The sequence below is a fragment of the Microbacterium galbum genome, assembly GCF_032464915.1.
In the GTDB taxonomy this organism is placed as follows: domain Bacteria; phylum Actinomycetota; class Actinomycetes; order Actinomycetales; family Microbacteriaceae; genus Microbacterium; species Microbacterium galbum.
The window spans coordinates 385013-408025 of sequence record NZ_JAWDIS010000001.1; the positions used below are offsets into that span (position 1 = coordinate 385013).

28 protein-coding genes are annotated in these 23013 nt (G+C 72.5%); all 28 read right to left on the reverse strand.

From position 1 onward, the window contains the following. Positions 1-8: 8 nt before the first annotated feature. The 28 genes from flgK to fliS all read right to left on the reverse strand — a co-directional run bounded on the left by flgK (position 9) and on the right by fliS (position 22977). Positions 9-1415: a flagellar hook-associated protein FlgK gene (flgK, locus tag RWH45_RS01945; RefSeq protein WP_315993243.1), complete on the reverse strand. Its 1407-nt coding sequence runs from the start codon at positions 1413-1415 to the stop codon at positions 9-11. A 4-nt stretch (positions 1416-1419) separates the two neighbouring features. Next, positions 1420-1902, reverse strand: coding sequence for a flagellar protein FlgN (locus RWH45_RS01950; RefSeq protein WP_315993244.1), 483 nt, complete (start codon positions 1900-1902; stop codon positions 1420-1422). A 131-nt stretch (positions 1903-2033) separates the two neighbouring features. Then, entirely contained in the window at positions 2034-2282 is a 249-nt protein-coding gene (gene csrA / locus RWH45_RS01955) for a carbon storage regulator CsrA (protein WP_315993245.1), read from the reverse strand. A gap of 92 nt (positions 2283-2374) precedes the next feature. Further along, the gene (locus RWH45_RS01960; protein WP_315993246.1) at positions 2375-4435 is read right to left on the reverse strand and encodes a flagellar biosynthesis protein FlhA; all 2061 of its coding nucleotides are present in this window, start codon (positions 4433-4435) and stop codon (positions 2375-2377) included. Positions 4436-4523: 88 nt separating this feature from the next. Next, the gene (locus tag RWH45_RS01965) at positions 4524-5627 is read right to left on the reverse strand and encodes an EscU/YscU/HrcU family type III secretion system export apparatus switch protein (RefSeq protein WP_315993247.1); all 1104 of its coding nucleotides are present in this window, start codon (positions 5625-5627) and stop codon (positions 4524-4526) included. Next, entirely contained in the window at positions 5624-6385 is a 762-nt protein-coding gene (locus tag RWH45_RS01970; protein WP_315993248.1) for a flagellar biosynthetic protein FliR, read from the reverse strand. The genes RWH45_RS01965 and RWH45_RS01970 overlap by 4 nt, the downstream gene beginning before the upstream one ends. Further along, positions 6382-6660: a flagellar biosynthesis protein FliQ gene (gene fliQ, locus RWH45_RS01975; RefSeq protein ID WP_076674472.1), complete on the reverse strand. Its 279-nt coding sequence runs from the start codon at positions 6658-6660 to the stop codon at positions 6382-6384. The genes RWH45_RS01970 and fliQ overlap by 4 nt, the downstream gene beginning before the upstream one ends. Further along, entirely contained in the window at positions 6657-7490 is an 834-nt protein-coding gene (gene fliP / locus RWH45_RS01980; RefSeq protein ID WP_315993249.1) for a flagellar type III secretion system pore protein FliP, read from the reverse strand. The genes fliQ and fliP overlap by 4 nt, the downstream gene beginning before the upstream one ends. A gap of 115 nt (positions 7491-7605) precedes the next feature. After that, a complete protein-coding gene (locus RWH45_RS01985) occupies positions 7606-8067 on the reverse strand; it encodes a flagellar biosynthetic protein FliO (protein WP_315993250.1) in 462 nt (153 codons plus the stop codon). After that, positions 8064-8720 (reverse strand): FliM/FliN family flagellar motor switch protein, encoded by a 657-nt coding sequence (locus tag RWH45_RS01990; protein ID WP_315993251.1) that lies wholly within the window; start codon positions 8718-8720, stop codon positions 8064-8066. Before RWH45_RS01990 ends, RWH45_RS01985 begins: the two co-directional genes overlap by 4 nt. Beyond that, a complete protein-coding gene (locus RWH45_RS01995) occupies positions 8717-9613 on the reverse strand; it encodes a flagellar motor switch protein FliM (protein ID WP_315993252.1) in 897 nt (298 codons plus the stop codon). The genes RWH45_RS01990 and RWH45_RS01995 overlap by 4 nt, the downstream gene beginning before the upstream one ends. A 29-nt stretch (positions 9614-9642) precedes the next feature. Next, positions 9643-10455, reverse strand: a complete 813-nt coding sequence (locus RWH45_RS02000; RefSeq protein WP_315993253.1) for an OmpA/MotB family protein — start codon at positions 10453-10455, stop codon at positions 9643-9645. Continuing rightward, positions 10452-11255: a motility protein A gene (locus tag RWH45_RS02005; protein ID WP_315993254.1), complete on the reverse strand. Its 804-nt coding sequence runs from the start codon at positions 11253-11255 to the stop codon at positions 10452-10454. Before RWH45_RS02005 ends, RWH45_RS02000 begins: the two co-directional genes overlap by 4 nt. Positions 11256-11260: 5 nt before the next feature. Further along, entirely contained in the window at positions 11261-11479 is a 219-nt protein-coding gene (locus RWH45_RS02010; protein ID WP_315993255.1) for a flagellar FlbD family protein, read from the reverse strand. Positions 11480-11584: 105 nt separating this feature from the next. Continuing rightward, positions 11585-12748 carry a flagellar hook protein FlgE gene (locus tag RWH45_RS02015; RefSeq protein WP_315993256.1) on the reverse strand — a complete coding sequence of 388 codons (1164 nt, stop codon included), beginning with the start codon at positions 12746-12748 and terminating at the stop codon, positions 11585-11587. A gap of 66 nt (positions 12749-12814) precedes the next feature. Beyond that, positions 12815-13246: a flagellar hook assembly protein FlgD gene (locus RWH45_RS02020; protein WP_315993257.1), complete on the reverse strand. Its 432-nt coding sequence runs from the start codon at positions 13244-13246 to the stop codon at positions 12815-12817. Positions 13247-13257: 11 nt separating this feature from the next. Beyond that, complete coding sequence (locus RWH45_RS02025; protein WP_315993258.1) at positions 13258-15534, reverse strand: flagellar hook-length control protein FliK; 2277 nt, start codon at positions 15532-15534, stop codon at positions 13258-13260. After that, positions 15531-15914 carry a hypothetical protein gene (locus RWH45_RS02030; protein ID WP_315993259.1) on the reverse strand — a complete coding sequence of 128 codons (384 nt, stop codon included), beginning with the start codon at positions 15912-15914 and terminating at the stop codon, positions 15531-15533. The genes RWH45_RS02025 and RWH45_RS02030 overlap by 4 nt, the downstream gene beginning before the upstream one ends. After that, positions 15911-16336 carry a flagellar FliJ family protein gene (locus RWH45_RS02035; protein ID WP_315993260.1) on the reverse strand — a complete coding sequence of 142 codons (426 nt, stop codon included), beginning with the start codon at positions 16334-16336 and terminating at the stop codon, positions 15911-15913. Before RWH45_RS02035 ends, RWH45_RS02030 begins: the two co-directional genes overlap by 4 nt. Further along, entirely contained in the window at positions 16333-17658 is a 1326-nt protein-coding gene (locus RWH45_RS02040) for a FliI/YscN family ATPase (protein ID WP_315993261.1), read from the reverse strand. The genes RWH45_RS02035 and RWH45_RS02040 overlap by 4 nt, the downstream gene beginning before the upstream one ends. Next, positions 17655-18281, reverse strand: a complete 627-nt coding sequence (locus RWH45_RS02045; RefSeq protein ID WP_315993262.1) for a FliH/SctL family protein — start codon at positions 18279-18281, stop codon at positions 17655-17657. Before RWH45_RS02045 ends, RWH45_RS02040 begins: the two co-directional genes overlap by 4 nt. 133 nt (positions 18282-18414) lie before the next feature. Further along, complete coding sequence (fliG, locus tag RWH45_RS02050) at positions 18415-19509, reverse strand: flagellar motor switch protein FliG (protein WP_315993263.1); 1095 nt, start codon at positions 19507-19509, stop codon at positions 18415-18417. Then, positions 19506-21143 carry a flagellar basal-body MS-ring/collar protein FliF gene (fliF, locus tag RWH45_RS02055; protein WP_315993264.1) on the reverse strand — a complete coding sequence of 546 codons (1638 nt, stop codon included), beginning with the start codon at positions 21141-21143 and terminating at the stop codon, positions 19506-19508. Before fliF ends, fliG begins: the two co-directional genes overlap by 4 nt. A 1-nt stretch (position 21144) precedes the next feature. Further along, the gene (fliE, locus tag RWH45_RS02060) at positions 21145-21471 is read right to left on the reverse strand and encodes a flagellar hook-basal body complex protein FliE (protein ID WP_315993265.1); all 327 of its coding nucleotides are present in this window, start codon (positions 21469-21471) and stop codon (positions 21145-21147) included. Next, on the reverse strand, positions 21471-21863 hold the full coding sequence (gene flgC / locus RWH45_RS02065) for a flagellar basal body rod protein FlgC (RefSeq protein ID WP_315993266.1): 393 nt from the start codon (positions 21861-21863) through the stop codon (positions 21471-21473). The genes fliE and flgC overlap by 1 nt, the downstream gene beginning before the upstream one ends. After that, complete coding sequence (locus RWH45_RS02070; RefSeq protein ID WP_315993267.1) at positions 21860-22207, reverse strand: flagellar basal body rod protein FlgB; 348 nt, start codon at positions 22205-22207, stop codon at positions 21860-21862. The genes flgC and RWH45_RS02070 overlap by 4 nt, the downstream gene beginning before the upstream one ends. A gap of 104 nt (positions 22208-22311) precedes the next feature. Continuing rightward, positions 22312-22587, reverse strand: a complete 276-nt coding sequence (locus tag RWH45_RS02075) for a hypothetical protein (protein ID WP_315993268.1) — start codon at positions 22585-22587, stop codon at positions 22312-22314. Between the two features lie 6 nt (positions 22588-22593). Beyond that, positions 22594-22977 (reverse strand): flagellar export chaperone FliS, encoded by a 384-nt coding sequence (gene fliS / locus RWH45_RS02080; protein ID WP_315993269.1) that lies wholly within the window; start codon positions 22975-22977, stop codon positions 22594-22596. Positions 22978-23013 lie beyond the last annotated feature (36 nt).

The following is a 23013-nucleotide window of genomic DNA, read 5'->3' on the forward strand; positions in this document are numbered from 1 at the left end:
CTCCGGGGTCAGCGGCCCACGAGGCCGACGCGGTTGATGAGCAGGTCGAGGGCCTCGTCCACCGCGGTCAGCACGCGGGCCGCCGCCTGATACGCGGTCTGGTACTTCAGGAGGTTGATGGTCTCTTCGTCGCCGTCGACCGAGGCCTGCGACTGCTGCCCGCTGATCGCCGCGATCGCGCTGCGATCCGCCGTGTCAGCGCGCTGCACGTCTCCCCCGACCGCCACGCCGTACCCCGTCACGAAGCTCGACCACGTCGCCGACGGACCGGTGGGAGAGGTTCCGAGCACCGAGAGGCGATCGGCGATCGAGGTGTCCCGCGCACCCGCTCCCGGTGCCGCGAGGGCGAGCTGGTCGAGCCCCGTCGGCACGACCCGCAGTCCGCGTGCGGCCGGACCCGTGGCATCCACCGAGAAGAAATCCCCACCGGCGGCGCCCGTCGCGGTCTGACCGGAGCGATGGATGCCGTTGACCGCGGTCGCGAGCGAGGTCGCGACCGCGTTGTAGGCGTCGGCGACCGCCGCCAGCGTGCCCCCCTCGGATGCCGGTGCGAGGACGCTCAGCGCACCTCCGACCGACCCGCCGGTCACGGCGACGGGGACGTCGGGACGGTCGGTCCAGGAGATCGAGAGGCGCGCGGGATCGGTCATCTCGCGCGGTCCCGCCACGGCCAGGGCGCGGCTGGAATCGCCCGCGACCAGCGCGTTGCCGTCGAGGCGGAGGGTCATCGTGCCGTCGTCCTCGAGCCGTCCGGTGGCCCCCACGACAGTGGACAGCTGCTGCGCCAGCACGTTGCGCTGGTCGATGAGTTCGTTGGCCGAGCGCCCCGACTGCAGGGCCGTGCGGATCTGCCCGTTCAGGGTCGCGACCTGGGCCGCCGTGACGTTGACGTCGGCGATCTGCCGATCGACCTGAGCGCGCAGGTCGCTCCACTGCCCCACCACGCTGTCGTAGCCCGAGGCGATCTGCGCGGCCAGCACCGAGGCGTTGGTCAGCACCACCTGCGCGGCGGCGGGCTCGGGGGTGTTCGCCAGATCGGCCCAGCCCGCCCAGAATCGGTTGAGGTTCGCGGCGAGACCGTCTTTCGTCGGCTCGGCGAGCACGGCCTCCGCCGCGCTCGCAGCGGCGGCGCGCGTCGACCAGAACCCGGATGCCGACAGCGCATCGCGCACGCGTGCGTCCAGCACCTCGTCGCCCAGCCGCGCCACGCCCGTCACCGCGACGCCGCCGCCGACGTTCAGGCCCGATCCCCACGCCGCGACGGTGCCGGCGGGCGCGACCGAGGTCTGCTCGAGGCGCTGGCGGGTGTACCCGGTGGTGGTCTCGTTGGCGATGTTCTGCCCGGTGACGGTCATGCCGGCGCGCGCGGCGGCGAGGCCCGACGCGGCGACCTGGAGTCCGGCGAAGGTCGACATGCGCTCAGACCTGCACGTCGAGGAGACGCGATCCGCCACCGCCGACGAGCGCCCCGCTCGCGGCGTACTCGCCGGTGGGCTCGCCCAGCCCGGCGATCGTCTCCTGCGTCACGCGCAGTGCCGTGCGCAGGTGCTGATTGACGGTGTTCCTCTTCTGGGCGATCTCGTCGGCGAGTCCGGTCATCACCGCGTGGTGGGAGCCCATGACCTCGCGCCACGCCTCGGTCGGCGCGATCTCGACGAGCTCGCGCAGCGTGGTCGCCTCCGGAGCGCCCCACTCCGTCGCGACGTCGACGAACATCGTGTCGCGCAGGATCGCCCCCGAGGCGAGGGCCTTCGCGACGCGCTCGACCTCGGTCGTGGCGTGCTGGACCCAGCGCGTGCGCCCGGTCGTCACGAGCATCTCGAGCTCCTCGAGCTTGAACAGCATGAGCTCGAGCAGCTCACGCTGACGCAGCAGCTGCATGCTCAGGTCGGTGGCGGCCACGGGGTCTCCTCGTTCGGGTCGAGTCGTCGTGACAGGTCCACCCGTCACGACAGCCACTATCGCGACGCGGCGACGCCCCAGTAACTCGCCCCGGCCGGGGCCCGTGCTGCGACGGCCCGCCGGCGCGCGGCCTACTCGGCCGGCGTCGACGCGCGAAGCGCCGTCAGCAGGGCGTTCTGCGCCTCGTCGGAACGGGCCGCCCTCAGGGCGTCGTGGTTCTCGGTGCCGACGGCGACCACGATCTCGCTGCGGTGGATGCGGGTGTCGCGGGGAGCGTCGATGCCGATGCGCACGCCCGTCGCCGTCACCCCCAGCACGGTGACCGTCACGTCGTCGCCGATCATGATGCTCTCGTTGGGTCGTCGTGTGAGTACGAGCATGTCGGAGTGACCGCCTTCCCTGGCTTCTGCGCGGAGCGCCGTCCTGCCGACGAATATACCTTTTCCGTTCGATGACGAGCGGATTCAGCACCTCATACGGAGCCGATGGCGACCTGCTCGAGGCGCACGACGCCGACGACGTCGGTCGCGAAACCGCCGATCGCGGCTTCGTCGTACGACAGGATCGGCATCCCCGCGACCTGCCCCGACACGAGGGCGCGCACCCCCTGGCGCAGCGACGGCGCGCACACCAGGATCGGCTCCGCGCCCGCGGGGTCGAGCTCGCCGACGGTGCGGCGGATCCCTTCGAGCAGCTGCATCGTCGCCTCGGCGCTCAGCACGATCTGCGGACGCCCCTCGACCTGCCGGAGCCCCTCGAGCATCTGCTGCTCGAGCACGGGGTCGAACATGACGACGCGTAGGCGCCCCTCGCGGGCGAACCGCGCGGCGATCGCCGGGCCGAGGGCGCTGCGGGCGGCCTCGACGAGGGAGGGGATCTCGGTCGACGACTTCGCACGGAGGGCGAGGGCCTCGTAGATGCGTCCGAGGTCGTTGATCGACACGCGCTCGGCGAGGAGGCTCGCGAGCACCCGCTGCACCACGGCGAGGGGAAGGAGGGTCGGGGTGAGCTCCTCGACGGCTGCGGGGTTCGTCTGCTTCAGGTGCTCGGTGAGCTGACGCACGTCCTCGAGCGAGAGCAGCCGGTGCGCGTGCGCGTGCACGATGTCGGAGAGGTGGGTGATGATGACGCTGGATCGGTCGATGACCGTCGCCCCGGCCAGGTCGGCCGCGTGCGACATCTCCGTGCGCACCCACTTGCCCTCGAGGCCGAACACCGGGTCGACCACCGCCGTCCCGGGGAGGCCCTCCAGCCCCGTCCCGAGGGCCAGCACGTGCCCGCGGGGCACGATCCCCCGGCCCGCCTCGACGCCGGCGACGAGGATCGCGTAGGTCTCGGACGGCAGCTCGACGTTGTCGCGCGTGCGCACCGGCGGCATGAGGGCGCCGAGCTCGAGGGCGACCTTGCGCCGAAGCGCCTTCACCCGGGTGAGCAGGTCGCCCTGCCCTCCCGCGGCCAGGTCGACGATGTCGGGGGCGAGCGAGATCTCCAGCGCGTGGACGCGCATCGTGTCCATGAGGTCGTCCGGCCGCTCCGCCGCGGCCTCGACGGCGAGCTGCGCCTGCGCGTCGGCCTCGTCGGCCGCGGCCCGATCCGCGTTCGCCTTCACGCGCGACGCCGCGAAGAGCAGGACCGCACCGATCGCGAGGAAGGCCAGGAAGGGCATCCCCGGGATGAGCCCCATCCCCAGCGCCGCGATCGCCGTGATGATGAGCGCGTTGCGCGACTGGAGCAGCTGGCGCCCCGCGGCCCGGCCGAGCTCGGCCTCGGCGTTCTCGCGCGTGACGATCATGCCCGTCGACACGGCCATCAGCAGAGCCGGGATCTGGGTGACGAGCCCGTCGCCGATCGTCAGCAGGCTGTAGGTCTCGAGCGCCTTGTCGATGCTCATGCCGTGCATGGTCATGCCGATGACGATGCCGCCGGCGAAGTTGATGATCAGGATGACGATGCCGGCGATCGCGTCGCCCTTGACGAACTTGCTGGCTCCGTCCATCGCGCCGTAGAAGTCCGACTCGGCGGCGACCTCGGCGCGCCGGCGGCGGGCCTCCTCGTCGGTGATGAGGCCCGCGTTCAGGTCGGCGTCGATGGCCATCTGCTTGCCCGGCATGGCATCCAGGGTGAATCGGGCGCCGACCTCCGCGACGCGCTCCGCGCCCTTGGTGACGACGACGAACTGGATGACGGCCAGGATGAGGAAGATGACCGCACCGATGACCAACGAACCGCTGATGGTGATCTGACCGAACGCCGCGATGACCTGGCCGGCGTGCGCCTCGCCCAGGATCAGGCGCGTGGACGCCACGTTCAGACCGAGCCGGAACAGGGTCGCCACCAGCAGCAGGCTCGGGAAGACGGAGAAGTCGAGCGGCTTCTTCACGAACATCGCCGTGAGCAGGATCAGCAGCGCGAAGGCGATGTTCGACACGATGAGCACGTCGAGCAGCGCCGCCGGGATCGGCACGATCAGCAGCAGGATGATCCCCACGACGCCGAGGGGGACGGCGCCCTTCGACAGCACTCCACCGATCATGATTCCCGCTCTCTCGTGGTGTTCCCGTGGCCGGGTCGGTTCGTCGCCGGGCGCGCGGTCGCTCGGCGCGCGGCCTCGGGGCGCGCGGTCACAGCTCGCGCCCGACGAGGGCCGCGGGGGGCATGGTGTGCGTTCCCGCCCGCGACCCCCTCTTGTGCAGCTGCTGCACGAAGGCGAGCACCTGCGCGACCGCGGTGTAGAGGTGCTCGGGGATCTCGTGCCCCACGTCCACCGCCGCGTGCAGCGCCCGCGCGAGCGCGACATCGCGCACCATCGGCACCTTCGCGCTCTCGGCGCGCTCGCGGATCTTCTGCGCGATGACCCCGGCGCCCTTCGCGACCACGCGCGGGGCCGACCGGCCCGGCTCGTAGCGCAAGGCCACGGCGATGTGCGTCGGATTCAGAAGGACGACGTCGCTGTCGGCGACGGCCGCGATCATGCGGTTGCGGCTCACCGCCATCTGACGCGCTCGACGCTGCGACTTGATGAGCGGGTCGCCCTCGCTCTTCTTGTGCTCGTCGCGCGCTTCCTGCTTCGTCATGCGCGTGTGCTGGCGGTTGCGCTTCATCACCACGGAGACGTCGATCGCGGCGAGGAGCAGGCCCACGGCCACCGCGACCTGCAACAGGGTCGCCACTCCCCCGCCGGCCAGCTCCAGGAGCCAGCCGACGGTGTGACGGCCGCTGCCCATCAGCACGGGGACGAGGCCGGCGACGACGATCCACAGGGCGGCGCCGATGGCGGCCGTCTTCAGCAGCGCCTTCGCGCCCTCCCACAGGGCTGCTTTGCCCACGATGCGTTTCAGTCCCGCCACGATGTCGAACTGCTCGACGCGCGTCGGGATGCCGCGCAACCGGATGCCGCCCTGCGCGATGGCCGTGGCGGTCGTGGCCACCAGCACCACGACGAGCAGCGGGGCGAGTACCTCGCCGACCGTGCCGACGGCGTGGCCGATCGCCTCGATCGCCCGCGCGGGATCCGGGTCGCGCGCCACCGCGGCGAGGGCCCCCAGGGGCTGCGACACGGCTCTGGACGCGGCATCCACCGTGGACGGGATCATCACGCCCGCGGCGCCGATGCACACCCACGCCGTGAAGTCCTGGCTCCGGCCGATCTGCCCCTTGCGGATCGCCTTGCGCAGGCGCTCCGGGGTCGCCTTCTCGGTGCGCTCCCCCGTATCGGTCCCGCTCATCGCGTCACCCCGATCAGCACCTGCGCGGCGTCGCCCGCGAGCGAGGAGACGATGGCCGGCAGGGCGGTGAAGACGAATCCGACCAGCAGCAGGGTCAGCGCGATCTTGATGGGGAAGCCGAGGGCGAACGCGTTCAGCGCCGGTGCGACGCGGGAGACGAGCCCGAGGCCCACGTCCGCGAGGAACAGCACGATCAGCAGCGGGCCGGCGATCTGCACGGCGCTGACGAGCATCTGCCCGACCGCGTCGGTGAGCACCTCGGCGGGTCGTCCGAGGTCGAAGGTCCCGGCGACGGAGACGGCGTCGAACGAGCGGAACAGACCGCCGAGCACGAGCTGATAGCCGTTGGAGGCGAAGAGCAGCAGGATCGCCGTCATCTGGAACAGGCGCGTGAACTGGGCGCCGTTGACGTTCATTCCGGGGTCGTAAGCCTGGGCGAGCTGGAAGCCGCCGAAGGTGTCGACGAGGAAGCCGGCGCTCTGCACCGCGCTGAACAGCACGAGCACGAGGAAGCCGAGCAGGCTGCCCACGAGCACCTGACCGGCGAGCGCGAGCAGAAATCCGCCGGTGTCGAGGCGCTGATAGCCGGCGACGACGACGGGTGAGACGGCCAGGCCCAGGCCGACGCCGAGCATGGCGCGGATGCGCAGCGGGATCGCCCCGTGGCTGAAGGGCGGAGCGATGACCAGGAACGCCGTGATGCGCACAATGGCCAGGGCCGTGGCCTCGAGCCACACGAAGTCGATCGCGAGGTTCATCCGCCGCCGTTCAGCAACGAGGGGATCCGCGCGAACAATTCGTTCGTGAACGCGATGCTCTCGGCGATCATCCAGTTGCCGCACACCAGCAGCGCGATGCCCACGGCGATGAGCTTCGGCACGAACGACATCGTCATCTCCTGCACCTGCGTGATCGACTGCAGCAGCGAGATCGCGAAGCCGACGACCAGCGCCGTGATGAGCAGCGGCGCACTCAGCTTCGCCGCGAGCATCAGGGCGCTCAGGCCGATGTCCATGACCGCCTCGGGCTTCATCCGGCACCCCGATACGACTGCACCAGCGAGGTGATCACCAGCCCCCACCCGTCGACGAGGAGGAACAGCAGGATCTTGAACGGCAGCGAGATCATGACCGGCGGGAGCATCATCATGCCCATCGACATCAGGGCGCTCGAGACGACGAGGTCGATGATCAGGAACGGGATGAAGACGATGAAGCCGATCACGAACGCCGCCCGCAGCTCGCTCAGCATGAAGGCCGGGATGAGCGTGTACAGCGGGATGCTGTCGGGCGCCGCCGGGTTGTCCATCTGCGCCGCGCGGTGCATCAGGGCGATGTCCTCCTCGCGCGTGAAGTGCAGCATCCACGTGCGCAGCGGCTGCTGGGCCGCGTCGAAGGCCTGACCGAAGTCGATCTGCCCGGAGGTGAAGGGCGTGACGGCCACCTGATTGATGTCGGCGAGCACCGGCCACATGATGAACAGCGTCAAGAAAAGACTGAGGCCCGCGAGCACCTGGTTGGGCGGGATGGACGGAAGCGACAGCGCGTTCCGGGTGAGCGCGAGCACGACGAAGATCTTCGTGAAGCTGGTCATCATCAGCAGCAGTGCCGGGGCGACGCTGAGCACCGTGATGCCGAGCAGCGTGGTGATGCTGTCGGAGGGCGACCCGTTGATCCCGTTGATGCTGATGCCGCCGGACTCCCCGGTCGCGGCGGACGCGCTGTGCGCCGTGAGCAGGTCGAGTGCGGCGACGAGCGCGAGCGCAGCGACGCCCGCGGCCGCCCACCCCGCGACGCGCGTCCGTCGCCGCGGATCCCGGCGATCCACGCGCACCGCGACGGCGCGGGAGGGGGATGCGGGCACGACGGCACTTTCGCGAGGGTGTCGAGGCCGATCCGTAGCCAGGGGTGCGAGCGATCCGTGCTCGCGACCGACTATCGCGACGGTGGCGGCGGGCGTAACCGACCACGCGGCCCGATCAGGCGGCGGTGCTCGTCCCGGCATCCTCCCCGCGGGTCCCGCCGGCGTCGGCGAGCGAGATCACGTTCTCGGACGCGTCGCCCCCGGACGCGTCCACCTCGGACGCGTCGACCGCGGCCGTCGGGGCCTCCTGGGTGTCGACGACGTCGATGCCCTTCTCGCTCACGCCCAGGACGTAGCGGATGCCGCCGAACTCGGCGACGACGAGCTGCGTCTTGGCGCCGAGGGTGGTGCGGGCGACGAGCGTGATCTTCTCCGCCTTGGCGCGCGGAGCGGCGGCGGCACGCGCGCCGGTGAGCTCGCGCAGACGGCCCAGGCGACGCGGCACGAGCGCTGCGAAGGGGCTGCCGCCCGCGGCCTGCCCCTTCTGCAGCCGACGGCCGAGGAACAGCAGCAGCCCGACGACGGCCGCGAGCGAGACGATCGTGCGCAGCGCCAGGAGCAGCTCGTCGCCGCTCATGCGGTCTCCGCCTGGTCGATGATGCGCTCGACGCGCACCGCGTAATCGCCGTCGGCCACCACGACGGTGCCGTGACCGATCAGGCGTCCGTTGAGGGTGATGTCGGCGGGTGAGCCGGCCGCGCGGTCGAGCTCGACCACCCGACCGGGTTCGAGCGAGAGCACGTCGCGCACCGCCATGCGCGTGCGGCCGATCTCGACGACGAGCTCCATCTCGACGCCGGCGATGCGGCTGATGCGCGTGGGGGCGGCCGGGGCCGCCGCCGCGGCGTCGTCGATGCGGATCGCCGCGCGCGCGACGACCGAGCCGTCCTCGCGCACGAGGTCGAAGACCTGGGCGCCGGGAACCTTGAACACCCCCGCCGCGTCGACCTCCTCGCCGTCGCCGAGCGTGCCGGCGCCCAGCACGGCGACCGCCGCTTCGAACACGGGATGCAGACGGTCGGCGAGGGCGCTCCCGGCGGAGCCGTCGTCGAGCGTCGCGACGTCGGCGACCTGGATCGCGACGGTGGCGCCGGGGACACCGGCGAAGGCGACGGCCACGGCGCGACCGGTGGCCCCCGGGTCGGTCGAGGGGGCGGGGAGCACCGGGAACGCGAAGGGGAGCTTCGCCGCGATCGCGGCGGCCATGGCGGCGGCGTGGAAGGTGCTCATCGGGTCTTCTCCTCGTGGATGGTGGTGATGGTGCAGGCGAGGCGCGAGCCCTGCGCCCCCGGGACCGCGCGGGCGATCGGGGTGTCGCCGACGACGAGTTCGAACGGTTTCGTCTCGGGGTGGGCGAAGCGCAGCAGGTCGCCGGGCGCCAGGTCGAGGACCTCGCCGGCGCCGATCACCCGGGGTGAGATGCGCAATGACACCTCGAGCGGGGTGTCATTCAGCTGGTCGCGCATCGCGCCGTCGCGGTGGGCGTTGGCGGCGTGACGGTCGCTCTCGGCGAGCTGGTCCACGACGATCGCGGCCGGGAGCATCACCGTCGCCGTGCTGCGGGCCTCACCCGCGCTCATCGCGAAGCGCGCCACGATGACGGCCTCCCCCGGCGAGATGACCTGCATGTACTGCGGGTTGTAGTGCAGTCCCGAGAAGGTCACCGCCCCCGGCAGCAGCGGGCCCATGCACGCGCTGAGCAGTTCGAAGGTGCCGTCCATCACCTGCAGGATCAGCGCCGTCTCGATCGGCGTGAGCGTGCGCGCCTCGACGCCTCCACCGGGCTTCCCGCCCAGCATCTGCACGACCCAGGCCAGCGCGCTGTCGAGACCGAACTGCACGACGCAGGGCTCCTCGCGCCCCGCGGTGGAGCCGGCCACCATGGCCGTGGTCGTCGGGAGGGTGTCGGCGTACTCCTGGTACGACACCAGCTCGAGCCCCTCCGGGACGAGGTGGGTGCGCAGGCGCACCTTGGCCGTCAGCTGCGAGGCCCACTGGCGCGCGAACGTCTCGAACGCGGCCTCGAGCTGGCGCGTGTGCTCGCGGCCCAGCTGCGCCGGTCGACTGAAGTCGTACGCGGGATAGCGACGAAGGGGGTCGTCGCGAACGGCCGCTGTCGTCATGGCCTGTCCTCCAGGGGATTGTTCACGGGTCAACTCTGCGCGGCGGCCTGCACGAGGCCGGGGATGAGGGAGCGCACCTGCTCGTCGGCGGTGGACAGCACGACGATGTCGACGCGGCGGTTCGCGGCGAGGTCCTCGACGCTGTCGCCGACGACGATCGGACGCTGGTCGGAGAACCCCACCGCCTGGACGCGAGTGCCGGCGATGCTCTTCTGCTCGACGAGGAAGCGCGCCACCTTCGTCGCTCGTCCGCTGCTGAGCTCCCAGTTGCTCTCGAACGGCGGGACGGCGGCGCGGTGATCGGCGTGGCCCTCGATGCTGATCTGGTTGTCGGTGGCCGCTAGCACGTCGCCGATCAGGCTGAGGACGCGATCGGCCTTCTCGCTCAGATCCGCCCGGTTGTCGGCGAAGAACGTCTCGGCCCCCACCAGTCCGATCTTCAGGCCGCGGTCGTCGATGACGAAGTCGACCGTGTCCTGCAGACCCTGGGATGCCAGGGCGTCGGTGATCTGCTGACGCATCTTCTCGAGGCCGTCCAGCTCCTGCGCGGCGCGTGCCGCGACATCGCGCACGCCGTTGTCGTCGAGCAGCTCGGGCGGGATGACCAGCCCCTCGGTGAGATCGCCGCCGCCCTCCACCTGCGACTGGCCGAATGCAGCCGCGAGGCCGTTCTTGAGCTGGTCGTACTTCGTCTCGTCGACGACCGACACGGCGTACAGCACGATGAACAGGCACATCAGCACGGTCACCATGTCGGCGTACGACACGGCCCATCGCTCGTCGGGCTCGTCGTGCGCGGCATCCTCATGCCCCCGTCCGCCCGCGCGCCGGGCGCTCGTCACGCGGCGTCCTCCACCGCGGGGGCGGCGTCGGCGCGCGGTGGCTTCTTCTTCGCCGGGGCGGAGGTCGTCATCGCGAGCAGACGCTCCTCGAGCAACCGAGGCGGACTCCCCGCCTGGATCGCGAGGATGCCCTCGCACACCAGCGTCATCCGCTCCTGCTCGAGGGTGGCCATGCGGTTCAGCCGGCCCGCGATGGGGTTCCAGATGAAGTTGGCCGAGAGCAGACCCCAGAGCGTGGCGACGAAGGCCGCGGCGATCATGTGCCCGAGTTCGTCGGGCTTGCTGAGGTTCTCGAGCACGTGCGTGAGCGAGACGACCGTGCCGACGATGCCGATCGTGGGCGCGTATCCGCCGAGCGAGGCGAAGAATTTCGCCGAGACGCGGTTTCGCGCCGATTCCGAGTCGATCTCGTCGAGCATCAGGGTGCGCAGGTCTTCGGCATCCACCCCGTCGGCGAGGGCCTGCACCGCGCGACGCGTGTAGTCGTCGGGAGCGGAGTCGAGCTCCTCCTCCAGGCGCAGCAGCCCGTCTGTGCGGGCTTTCTCGGCGTAGCCGACGAGGACCGGGATGACGGCGGAAGGGGTGGACCGCGGGCCGCGCACCATACGACCGAGGGAGCCGAAGGCGGCGATCGCGTCACGCAGGGTGTGGCTGGCGATGCCGACGCCGATGGTCGACCCGAGCACAAGGATCATGGGGGCGGGGAGGAACAGCGCGCTCAGCGACGCGCCCTCCATCGTGATCATCGCGTACAGGGCGCCGAAGGCGGCGACCACGCCGATGATGAATGCGATGTCCACGTCGGTCAGTCCTGGGCGGCGGAAGCCGAGAGCGCGGACGCCGCGGCGAGCACGCGCGCCCGGTAGGCCACGATCCGCGCGATCAGCTCGTCGAGGCTCTCCTCGACGTTGTACACCCGGCCGTCGACCATGTGCAGGGTCGTGTCGGGAGACTCGTGCACTCGCTCGATGAGATCGGGGTTCACCGCGAACCGCGTGTGGTCGAGGCGGGTGAGCGTGATCATTCGGGGACGGTCTCGGCTTTCGCTGCGGGAGGGGACGGGGCGGACTATCGCGACGCGGCCCGCCCGGGGTAACTCGGGCGGGCCGCGCGGGTGGCGATCGCGGGATCAGCGCTTGAGGTTGGTCAGCTCCTGCAGCACCTCGTCGCTCGTGGTGATGACGCGCGCGCTCGCCTGGAAGCCGCGCTGCGCGACGATGAGGTTCGTGAACTCCTGCGAGAGGTCGACGTTGCTCATCTCCAGCGCGCCGGACAGCAGCGAGCCGACACCGGCTTGCCCTGCCTCGCCGATCTGCGCCTCTCCGCTGTTGACGCTCGCACGGTACGCCGTGCCGCCGACCTTCTCGAGCCCCTCGGCGTTGGCGAAAGTCGCCATGGCGATCTTCGCGAGGGTCTCGGTCCGCCCGTTGCTGAAGGTGCCCACGACCGAGCCGTCCGCGGTGATCGCGTAGGACTTCAGCGTGCCCGCGGCGGCGCCGTTCTGGCCGGTGAGGGCGATGGTGCTCATGTCGGCGAAGCCGGTCACCGCGCTGAGGTCGACGGCGATCCCCCCGGCGTTCAGCGTGAGACCGGCGGTCTGACGTCCGTCGGTGAAGGCGAGGGCACCGGTCGCTCCGCTGACGGGCTCGGCGACGTCCCAGCCGGCGGCCGTGCGCGTGAACGTCAGGCTCAGCGAGGTCTTCGTGCCCTGGGCGTCGTAGACCGCGATGTCGCGCACGAGCTGCGTTCCGACCGCGGCGGTGGAGGGCAGGTTGCCGGTCGCGGTCGAGGTCGTGGTCGCCCGGGCGGCCGAGACGAGGTCCTGCGGGATCGAGATGGTACCGGGCACCTGACCGGTGTCGACCGCCCCGTTCTGCGCCGACCAGCCCTGCACGAGCGAGCCGTCGGCGGTGACCATCTTGCCCTGACCGTCGAACGAGAAGCCGCCCGCGCGGGTGTAGAGGGTCTCCCCGCCCGAGCGCACCGCGAAGAACCCGTCGCCCTGGATCATCAGGTCGCTGCCGCGGCCGGTGGTCTGGGCCGCCCCCTGGGCGAAGTTGGTGCGGATGCCGCCGACCTGCACGCCGAGACCCACCTGCGCGGGGTTGCGACCGCCGTTCGCGGCATCCGGGATGCCGGCTTCGCCGACGACCTGCGAGAGCGAATCCTCGAAGAGGACCGAGGAGCCCTTGAAGCCCGCCGTGTTGACGTTGGCGATGTTGTTGCCGGTGGTGTCGAGCATCGTCTGGTGGGAGCGGAGTCCGGAGATCCCGGAGAAGAGCGAACGGAGCATGAGGGTCTCTTTCGTGTGGGTGGTCGAGCGGTGGAGGTCAGGGGGTGGTCGTCAGGACGGTGGTCGTCAGGGGGTCGCGGAGGTGGCGGGGGTGACCGAGGTGATCGCGTCGAGGGCCACGGTGACGTCGCCGATCGTGACCTGCGGGATGGATCCCTCGAAGGACACCTTCGAGACGATCCCCGAAGCCGGGGCGCCGGCCGCGTCGAGGTAGCCGGCCCGCTGCCCGATCAGGGCGGTGGCCGCCTGCCGCATGTTGAGGGCGAACGCCTCGGAGCTGTTGCGGCTCATCGCGGTGAGCTGCTCCATCATGGCCAGCTGGGTCGTCTGCGAGATCATCTGGTTGGTGTCCATCGGGGTGGACGGGTCCTGGTTCGTCAACTGCGTGACGAGCAGCTTCATGAACACCTCGCTGTCGAGCTCCTTCTTCGGAGCCGCGGCGGTGGGGGAAGCGGTCGCGAACGGGCTCGCTGTCGCGGTGACGGCGTCGACGGTCATGGGGGGTCCTCTCAGGCGAAGATGTCGAGCCCGCCGGCGCGGGCGACGTCGAGCGACGCGGCCGCGCCGATCGGGGGGATCCGGGGGTCGGAAGCGGGGGACGCAGGCGCGCGGGCGCGGTCGCGCGGGTCGGGCTGGGCATCGGAGGGCGCACCGCCGGACCCGGCGGACGGGCCGCGATCGCCCGCACCGCTGTCTCCGACCCCCGGCCCCACCGCGAGGTGGGCGTGGGGCACGATCGCGGCGAGGTCCCGCCGCAGATCGGAGACCATGCTCCGCAGGATCTCGCGTGTCGCGTCGGTCGCTCCCGAGAGCTCGACGCGCACGTCTCCGCCCGCGCCGATGCGGGCGCGGACCGTGACCGGGCCGAGGGCGTCGGGGCGCACGGTGAGCACGAGCTCGTGCACCCCCGCCGGACGCTGGGCGAGATGCACGATCGCGGGCGCGACCTGCGCCGCGACCGCGCGCGGGACCACGGCCTCCGTCGGCGGCGGCGGTGTCGCGGGCGCGACCGGGGTCGCGGCGGGAGCGGAGACCGCCGAAGCAGCGGCGGTCCCCGCGGTCTCGGCGCCGCCGACGGCGGGCGTGAGCGGCGCGGGGACGGCGGAGCCCGCGGAGGTGCGCGGGGGCGCGGATGCCGCAGCGGAGACGACGGCGGCGCCCGGTGCGGGGGCGGGCGCGGGTGCCACGGCGGACGCGGGCGCCGACAGGCCGCCGGCGGGGGTGAGCACGGGTGCCGGTGACGGCGCGACCGGGGTGGGCGGCTCGGCATCGCCGACGGGCACGGTCGACGCTCCGTGCGCCTCCGACGTCTGTTGGGTCGATGCGGGGCGCGGGTCGGCTGTGGGCGGGACGGAGGGCGAGACCGTTCGCCCCGTCAGCGCGGGAGACCCGGCGGCGGGTGCGGCCCCGGCGGCGGGGGCGGGTGCGTCAGCGGGGGCGGACGGGAGGGGTGCCGGCACGGCGACGGCGGCGGGGGCGGGTGCGCCGGCGGGGGCGGACGGGAGGGATGCCGGCACGGCGACGGCGACGGACAGGGCGGCGGATGCAGCGACACCCGACGCACCGAGGCCGGACGCCGGAACCCCCGGCGCGGCGAGACCCGGCACCACGGCCGCGGGCGGAACCGTTGCGACGGGAACCGCTACGGGCGCGGGAGCCGCTGCGGCGGGCGAGGTCGTAACGCCGACGGGCGAGGTCGCGACGCCGACGGGCGAGGTCGCGACGCCTGCGGGCGAGGTCGCGACGCCGACGGGCGAGGTCGCGACGCCGGCAGGCGAGGTCGCGACGCCGACGGGCGAGGTCGCGACGCCGGCGAGCGCGGGTGCGGCGCCGGCAGGCGGGGCGACCCCGACGGCGTGCCCGACGGGCGATGCGGGGGCGGTGGCCGTTGTCGCCGGCAGCTCCGCGGAGGCGATGATCCCGTCCTCCGAACGCCCGCCAAATCGGGCGCCGCCGACGGGAACGCCGTCGATCGGCCATCGAGCGTCCGCGGGCGGGGTCGCCGCCGCATCCCTTCCGGCCCCGGAAGTCCCCGGGGTCGGGCTGAGGGTCGCCTCGGCGGGCATCGTCCGCAGAACGGGGCGGGGTCGCTCCCCCTCCCCCGGCGCACTGCCGGGCAGCGCGCCGTCGATCCACACCGGCATCGTCCGCAGCACCGGCGGCTCGGCGGCATCCGCGGCGACCGTAGGCTTCGCGGCCCGGGGGGTCTTCTCCTGTGCCGTCGTCGCACCAGTCAGCCCGGCCGGCACGGTCCCCGCGGCCGGGACCGCCGCGGGGGCGCCGCCCGTGGTCGACGCCTCCGCGGGCGTCGCTTCCGCGGGTGACACCTGCGCGGGTTCCACTCCGGCGGGCACCGCCCCCTGCGGAAGCGGCATGACCCAGGGCGCCGGCATCGTCATCAGCGGCGGATGATCCCTCGCGGGCGCCGTCGTGTCGGCGTCGCGCGTCGTCGCGGGAGCCGACGGACCGCCGACCGCGGACGTCGTCCGAGCGGATGCCGCCACCCCACTCTCCGCCGACGTCGCTCCCCCGCGGGGCGCCGCCTCACCCGACCCCGCCGGAGATGCGATAGAGGAGGTCTCCGGCGACGCCGGTCCCCCGGCATCCGTCGATGACACCGGCACGACGCGGACGTCGGCGCCCCGCGCGAGCGCGTCGGCCGCACGGGCGAAGGCGTCGCCGAACGCCGACGCCGTGTCGGAACCGGAACCCGACGGGGGCGCGGTCGCCGCCCCGGCGCCGAACGCGTTCGCCGGCGCGGAGACCGGCGGAGGCGTAAGCGTCATGCGCCACGTCCCGTCAGGGTGGACGCGATGCCCGAGACGCCGAGCCCGCCGCTTCCGGTCGTGCCCGCGGCGAACAGCGTCTGCAGCGCCGCTGCGAGATCCCCCTGGCTCGCGGGACGCGTCGCGGTCGATGCGGAGGCGGGGGTCGCCGACGTGGTCGGTGTGCCGAGCTCCCGCGCGGCCGCCGCGGCCTCTTCGAGGAGGTCGGCGAATCGCGTCGCCGCGCTCGACGAGGCCGTCGCCGTGGCCGTGGTCTCCGCGACGCCGCCCGCGGCGGTCGTCTGCGCGGGGGCGGTCTTGGCGGTGGCGGACGACGGGTGCAGCGAGGAGATCTGACCCGTGATCGCCTCGATGCGCCCGAGCACGCCGTCAACGCTCACGCCGCGCTCCCCTCGCTGCGACCGGCGCGCGTGGTGGCGATCTCGTCGAGCGCGTTCTGCTCGGCACGCGCCTCGGTCTCGAGCTCGCGCGCCCGGTGCGCGCCCTCGAGCCGCTCGAGACCCTTCAGTTCGCGGCGGGCCTCGACGTGCGCCGCTTCGGCGGTCGCCGCGTCGTCCCGCCGAAGGCGCGCGAGCACCTGCAGGTCGGCCAGCGACGCCTGCCCGGCCGCGCGCGCGGCGGCCATGGCCCGCAACGTCGCGGGGTCGTCGATCTGCGTCGCGATCGCGCTCAGGCTCGACACCGCCTGCTCCGCGGCTGCTTCGGCCGCCCGCACCTCGGTGCGTGCGCGGGCGACGTCCTCCGCCGCGACACGTTCCTGGACGCCGCGCACGCGAAGCAGACCCGCGAGGGGAAAGGTCATGGGTTCAGGCCTCCGAAGGTCTCGGTGAGGGCGGTCAGATGCCGCCAGGATTCGTCCGTCGTGGAGTGCTCGTCGATCGATTGCGTGAGGAACGCGTCGATTCCGCGCTGGTGGAGCAGAGCGGCATCCACCAGGGGGTTCGCCCCCCGCGTGTACGCGCCGATGTCGATCAGGTCGTTCGCCTGCCGACGCGCGGCGAGGACGCTGCGCAGGATCACTGCCCGCTGCCGTTGATCGGGCGTGGTCACCTTGCCCACCACCCGCGAGACCGATCCGAGCACGTCCACCGCGGGGAAGTGCCCGCGCACCGCGAGGGCGCGGTCGAGCACCACGTGACCGTCCAGGATGCCGCGAGCGGCGTCCGCGATCGGTTCGTTGTGGTCGTCTCCGTCGACGAGCACGGTGTAGAGCCCCGTGATCGAGCCCGCCGGGCCCGTACCGGCGCGCTCCAGAAGGGCCGCGAGCACCGAGAACGTCGAGGGCGGGTAGCCCCGTGTCGCCGGAGGCTCCCCCGCCGACAGGCCGATCTCGCGCTGGGCCATCGCCACCCGCGTGAGCGAGTCCATCATCAGCACGACGTCGCGACCCTCGTCGCGGAACGCCTCGGCGATGCGCGTGGCGAGGAACGCCGAGCGCAGGCGGGCCATCGCCGGCTGATCCGAGGTGGCCACGACCACCACCGAGCGGGCGAGGCCCTCGGGCCCCAGATCGTCTTCGAGGAACTCGCGCACCTCGCGACCGCGCTCGCCCACGAGCGCGATGACGGTGACGTCCGCGGTGGATCCGCGCGCGATCATCGACAGCAGCGACGACTTGCCCACGCCGGAGCCCGCGAACAGACCGAGGCGCTGTCCCACCCCGACCGGCGTCATGGTGTCGAGCACGCGCACCCCGAGGCCGAGCTGACGATCGATGCGGCGGCGGCCGAGCACGCTGGGCGCGTCGTTGCCCAGCGCGACGCGCCGGGCGGCGACGAGCGGTCCCTGATCGTCGATGGGGCGTCCGAGTCCGTCGAGCACCCGCCCGAGCAGCGCGGGTCCGGTGGGCACGAGCGCCGCGGCGCCGACGTGGTGCACCGCCGCACCCGCCGTGATCCCGGCGAGCGGCGCCAGGGGCATGCAATGCGAGCGCGCCCCCTCCACGGCGACGACCTCCGCCTCGACGCCGCGCCCGTTCGCCGCCGCGATGCGCACGCGATCGCCGACGGCGGCCCGGATGCCGAGCACCTCGACCCCGAGACCCACCACGGCCGTGACCGTGCCGGCGCGCTCCGGTCGCGCGGCGGTCAGCACGCGTCGCCACGACGCGGTGGCGGTGCTCACGCGGGCTCACCCCCCTCGTCGCTGCGCAGCGCCGCGCGGGCGCGGGCGAGGGCCGAGGAGACACGGGTGTCCACGCGGGCGTCCGCGAGCTCCACGATCGCCCCGCCCGCGTCGACGGCGTCCGAGGCGACGACCTCCGCCGTCGCCAGGACCGGCGATGCGCTGTCGCGGAGCGTGCGCACGTCTCGCTCGGCGAGGTGCGCGCGCACCCACGTCGAGACGGGGGCCTCGGCCACGGCGCGTCGCATCGCGTGCGCGGCCGAGCGCGCGGCATCCGAGAGCTCCCCGTCGAGGATCGTCTCGGCGAGGTCGATCGCCAATTCCTCGAGCCGCTCGGCGTCGGCGGCGACGAGAGCCGCGAGACGCCCATCGAGATCGGTGCGGACCGCGTCCACCGCGGCGAGCGCCGTGCGCAGCGTCTCCCGCGTCTCGGCTTCCTGCTGCGCGATGCGCGCCTCGAGCGCGACGCGGGCCTGCGCGAGCTCCTCCGCGGCGCGCCGACGCCCCTCTGCGAACCCGTCGGCGTACCCGCGCACGCGCGCCTTCTCGCTGACCGCGCGAGCGTCCGGCACGCTCCCGCCCAGGCGCGGCGGCACCAGCGGTGTGAAGGTTGCATCGGTCACGGCGGTCACCCTGCGGGTTGTGGCGAAGCCGATCCGTGGCCAGGTCGTCGAGCGATCCGTGCTCGCGCCCCACTATCGCGACGCCTCTCGTCCGCGGTAACCGGTGGTCGCGCTCCGCGCGTCGTCGAGGGCGTCACTCGATGAGTTCGTCGTCGTCTTCGCGCGAGATCGTGATCTCCTCGGCCGCCTCGAGCTCGCGGATGATGCGCACCACCTCGGCGCGCGCCTCGTCGACCTGCCGCATGCGCACCGGCCCGAGCGCCGACGCCTCCTCCGCGAGGTTCTCGCGATTGCGTTCGGTCATGTTGCGCCGGATGACCTCGCCGACCTGCTCGTCGGCGCCCTTCAACGCCAGGGCGAGCACGCGCAGATCGATGCCGCGGAGCACGCGCTGGGCGTCGCGGTCCTCGAGCCGGGAGATGTCGGCGAAGGTCACCATCCGACTGCGCACCTCCTCGGCGAGGTCGTGGTCGCGATCCTCGAGACTGGCCAGGAGGGCCTTCTCGAGCACGGTGTCGGAGCGGTTGATGATGTCGACCAGGGGCTGCACGCCGCCGGTCGCCTCGTGCGCCTCGCGCATGCCGAAGATGCCGGTGCGCGCGCGCAGCGACTCCGCGACGACCGCGATCGCCTCCTGCGAGGCCGCCCCCAGGGTCGCGATGGCTTGCGCGACGTCGGTGCGCAGCGGGTCCTGCAGGGCCGCCAGCACCGCGGCGGCGCGGTCGGCGCGCAGGTTGGCCAGTACGACCGCGACGGTGGTGGGCATCTCCCCGTCGAGGATCGTGGCGAGCTGGGTCGGGTCGGCGGCGTTGAGGAACTCGAACGACACCACCCCCTGCGACATCACCCGTCCGACCATGCCGACGGCCTTCTCCCGGCCGAACGCGGTCTCGAGCAATCCGGTGGCGAATTCCTGGCCGCCGCGGCTGACGGCGGATCCCCCGGATGCGATGCGGCGGAAGTCGGCGAGGGCGGCGGCGATCGCGGCGGTGTCGATGCCGCCCAGCTGCGCCAGCTCCGCCGCGAGCAGTTCCGCGCGGGCCTCGCCGAGGCGCCGCAGCACCTCGGCGCTGACGTCGCGGTCCATGTTGAGCATGACGATCGCGGCCTTGCGCACCCCCGACATCGCCGGCGCGGCGGGAGCGACCGGCATCACCTCGGTGGCCGCCGTGGGGCTGACCGCGGGGGCCGCGTCCTCCGCGGGCACGCGCGTCTGCAACAGGCTCATACCCTCGCCTCGTCCATCATGCTCGCCAGCGCCTTGGCGGCGTTCTGCGGGTCGTTCTTGGCGAGCTGCTCGACGTCACGCCGTCGCTGCTCCACGAGCACCTGCGTGGCCTCGGGCTCCTCCTCGATGTCCAGGACGGTCGGGAGCACCTTGGTCGGCGGGGTGGCCGCGGGCAGGGCGATCGGTTCGGCGAGGCCCTTCAGGCTCTTGAGCTTCTGCTCCTCGGTCTCGGTGATCGTCGAGAAGTACTCGATGGGGCCTTCGTCGGTGTACAGGGTGCGCCGTTTCATCCGGCGCCGCACCAACAGGGCGACGACGAGGATGATGGCCGCGAGCACGATCGAGCCGCCGATGATCGCCGCCCGCAGCAGGTCGGCCTGCATCTGCGCCGCCTTCTCCGCCTCGGCCGCGTCGAGGGCCGCCTGCGCCGCCGCCGCGCCGGTCTGGCTGAACTCGACCATCTCGACCGTGACGGTGTCTCCGCGCTGGGCGTTGATCCCGGCCGCGGTGGAGACCAGCGCCTGCACCTGCTCCGCGGTCACACCGTTCACCGCGCCCCGGTCCAGGGCGACGCTGATGGTCTGGCGGGTCACCTCGCCGGCGGGGGTCGTGGTCTTCTCGGTGCTCTTGTTCACGGCGTTGTTGCGCGTGGACTCCTCGGCCTGGTAGTTGCCGCCGCCCGCCGCGTTCGGCACCGCGATGTTGTCGGGACCCAGGACACCCGTGCCCGTCCCCTGCCCGCCGGTGTAGGTCTCGGTCTTCGTCTGCTCGTTCGACATCACGCCGCCCTCCGGGGCGGTGTAGGTCTCGTCCATCCGCTCCGACGTCGAGTTCGCGACGTCCGCCGCCACGCTGACGGTGGCGTTGCCCGGGCCGACGATGGTCTCGAGCATCTTCGTCACCGTCGAGGCGACCTTGGCCTCGTACTCGGTGGCCTGCGTGTTCGCGGAACCGGTGAGTCCGGTTCCCACGGCGGCGAGCACCTTGCCCGACTGGTCGGTGACCGCGACGTCCTCGGGCGTCATCCCCGGGATCGAGGCACTCGTGAGGTGCACGATCGCCGCGACCTGGTCCTCGGTGAGCGATCCGCCGCCCTGCGTCTTGACGAAGACCGAGGCGGTGGGATGCCGTTCCTCGGCGACGAACACGCTCTGCTCGGGGATCGCCAGCTGCACGGATGCCGCGGTGACTCCCGACATCGCCCCGATCGTGCGGGCGAGTTCCCCCTCGATGGCGCGTTTGTAGGTGACGGACTGCTGGAACTCGCTCGCCGTCACGCCCATCTTGTCCAGCAGCGTGTACCCGCCGCTGGTGTCGCTGGGCAGCCCTGCGGCCGCCGCGGTGAGCCGCTGGGGATAGACCTGCGCGTCGGGGACGAGGATCGTCGCTCCGCCCTCGGTCAGCTCGTAGGGCACGCCCGCCGATTTCAGCTGCTCGACCACGGCTGACGCGTCTGTCGCGCTCAGGCCCGTGAACAGCGGGCTCATCTGCGGTTTGGACAGCCAGCTGCCCAGGGCGATCACGCCCATCACCAGCAGCGCCGCGCCGATGACGGCGATGGTGCGCTGCGCGACCGTGAAGCCGCCCGCGATCTGCTTCGCGCGGCCGATGGTCGTCGCAAGGAACGGGGGCATGTCAGGCCTGCATCCTCATGATGTCGTTGAAGGCGGCGACGCCGCGGTCGCGCACCGCCACCATCAGGTCCAGCGTCACTCCCGCGCGCGACGAGGCCAGCGTGGCCTTGTGGATGTCGTCGAGGTCGCCCGTGACCGCCTGCACGGCGAGCTGGTTGGAGGTGGACTGCAGCTGCTGGAGGTTCTCCACCGCCGCCGTGAGCGAGACGGCGAACGGCTGCGCACCCGCGGTGGCGCCCACGCCCGACGGCGCCGGCGTCGTCTCGAAGCTGAGCGGTGCGAGCGGGCTCACGCCCCCTGCGGCAACGGGGTCGATCGGAGTGCTCATCACGACCGCCCGATCTGGAGGGCGGATTCGTAGGTCGTCTTCGCGCGGTCCACCACGGCGGCGTTGGCCTGGTACCCGCGTTGGGCGAGGATCAGCATGCTCATCTGGTCGCCGAGGTCGACGTTGGGGTACTGCACGTACCCGTCCTCGTTCGCGTACGGGTGGTCGGGTTCGTAGACCAGGCGCCCCTCGGCCGTCGATTCCTGCACGCCCGTGACGTACACGCCCGGGCTGCGGGTGCCCTCGGCGACGGTGACGTACTTCTCGCGGAACATGTCCTGCCCCGCCGGGGTGGCGGTGTTGACGTTGGCGATGTTGTCGCTCAGCGCATCCATCCATTTGCGGTGCGCGGTCAGCCCGGTGCCGGCGATGCCGATGGTGTCGAACGTCATGCCGAGGCCTGCCCGATCGCCTTGGTGATGGATGCCGCCTGGCCGCTCAACGCCTGCGCCGCGAACTGGTAGCGCAGCACGGTGTCGATGTTCGACAGCGTCTCGGTGTCGAGGTTGACGTTGTTGCCGTTGCGGCGGGTGGGCTCGAGCGAGCGTTCCACCGTCGGTGCGACCCCGCCGACCCCGCTCTCGACGGCGCTGCGCAGGCGGTCCTCGAACAGCACGCGCTTGGCCTGGTAGTCGGGGGTGTTGACGTTGGCGATGTTCTCCGCGATCGAGCGCTGGCGCAGGGCGAGCCCGTCCAGCGCGCTGGACAGGGCGGTTGAGGTGACGGAATCGAGCACGCGGCACTCCGGTCGAAAGAACGAGCCGATCCGTGGCTGTGTGGTCGAGCGATCCCTGCTCTGGCGCGACTATCGCGACGCGACGGCGACGGCGTAACCGGGTGTCACCCCTCCACGTCGAGATACACCGGTGCGTCGGGGGCGACCGAGGGGATCCGTCGGATCGCGGCGAGTTCGCGGGCGACGTTCTCGCGCGCCGCCATCAGGCCGCTGATGCTCGCCCGCTGGCGCTCCAGGACGAGGCGGGCGCGCTCGACGACCTCGGGCGGCGGCGGCCCGGGTGGTTCCTCGACCGGACCGTCGGCGGGATCGTCGGGGGCGTCGAGCGATCGTTCGAACGCGTCGAGCAGCCGGTTCCACGCCGCGAGGTTCGTCGACACGGGGCGTCAGACCGGCGTGATGGCGTCGGCCGCCGCGTGCCACGCGTCGCGGAGCGGCGCGATGAGGTCGCGGCACTCGCGGGTGGCGTCGGCGTCGCGCGCGACGTTGGCGACGATGAGGCGCCCGGTGATGTAGGTGTACAGCGCCCTCAGCCCGTCGGAGCCGTCCCACGTGTCGTCGAGCGATCCGCTGAGCTCGGCGATGATGGCCTGCGCGTGGGTGAGGTAGGTGCCGGCGGATGCCGCATCTCCCCCGGCCTGCGCCGCGGCGGCCCGCTCGACGTCGACCAGCAGCCGGTCGTAGAGCATGGTCACCAGTCGCTGCGGGGTGGCGGCGTTGACCTGCTGCTCCAGGTACTCCTGCTTGGCGCGTTCGAGGGCGGTGGGCACGAGGGGTTCTCCTTCTCGGGGGACGGGATGCGGGGA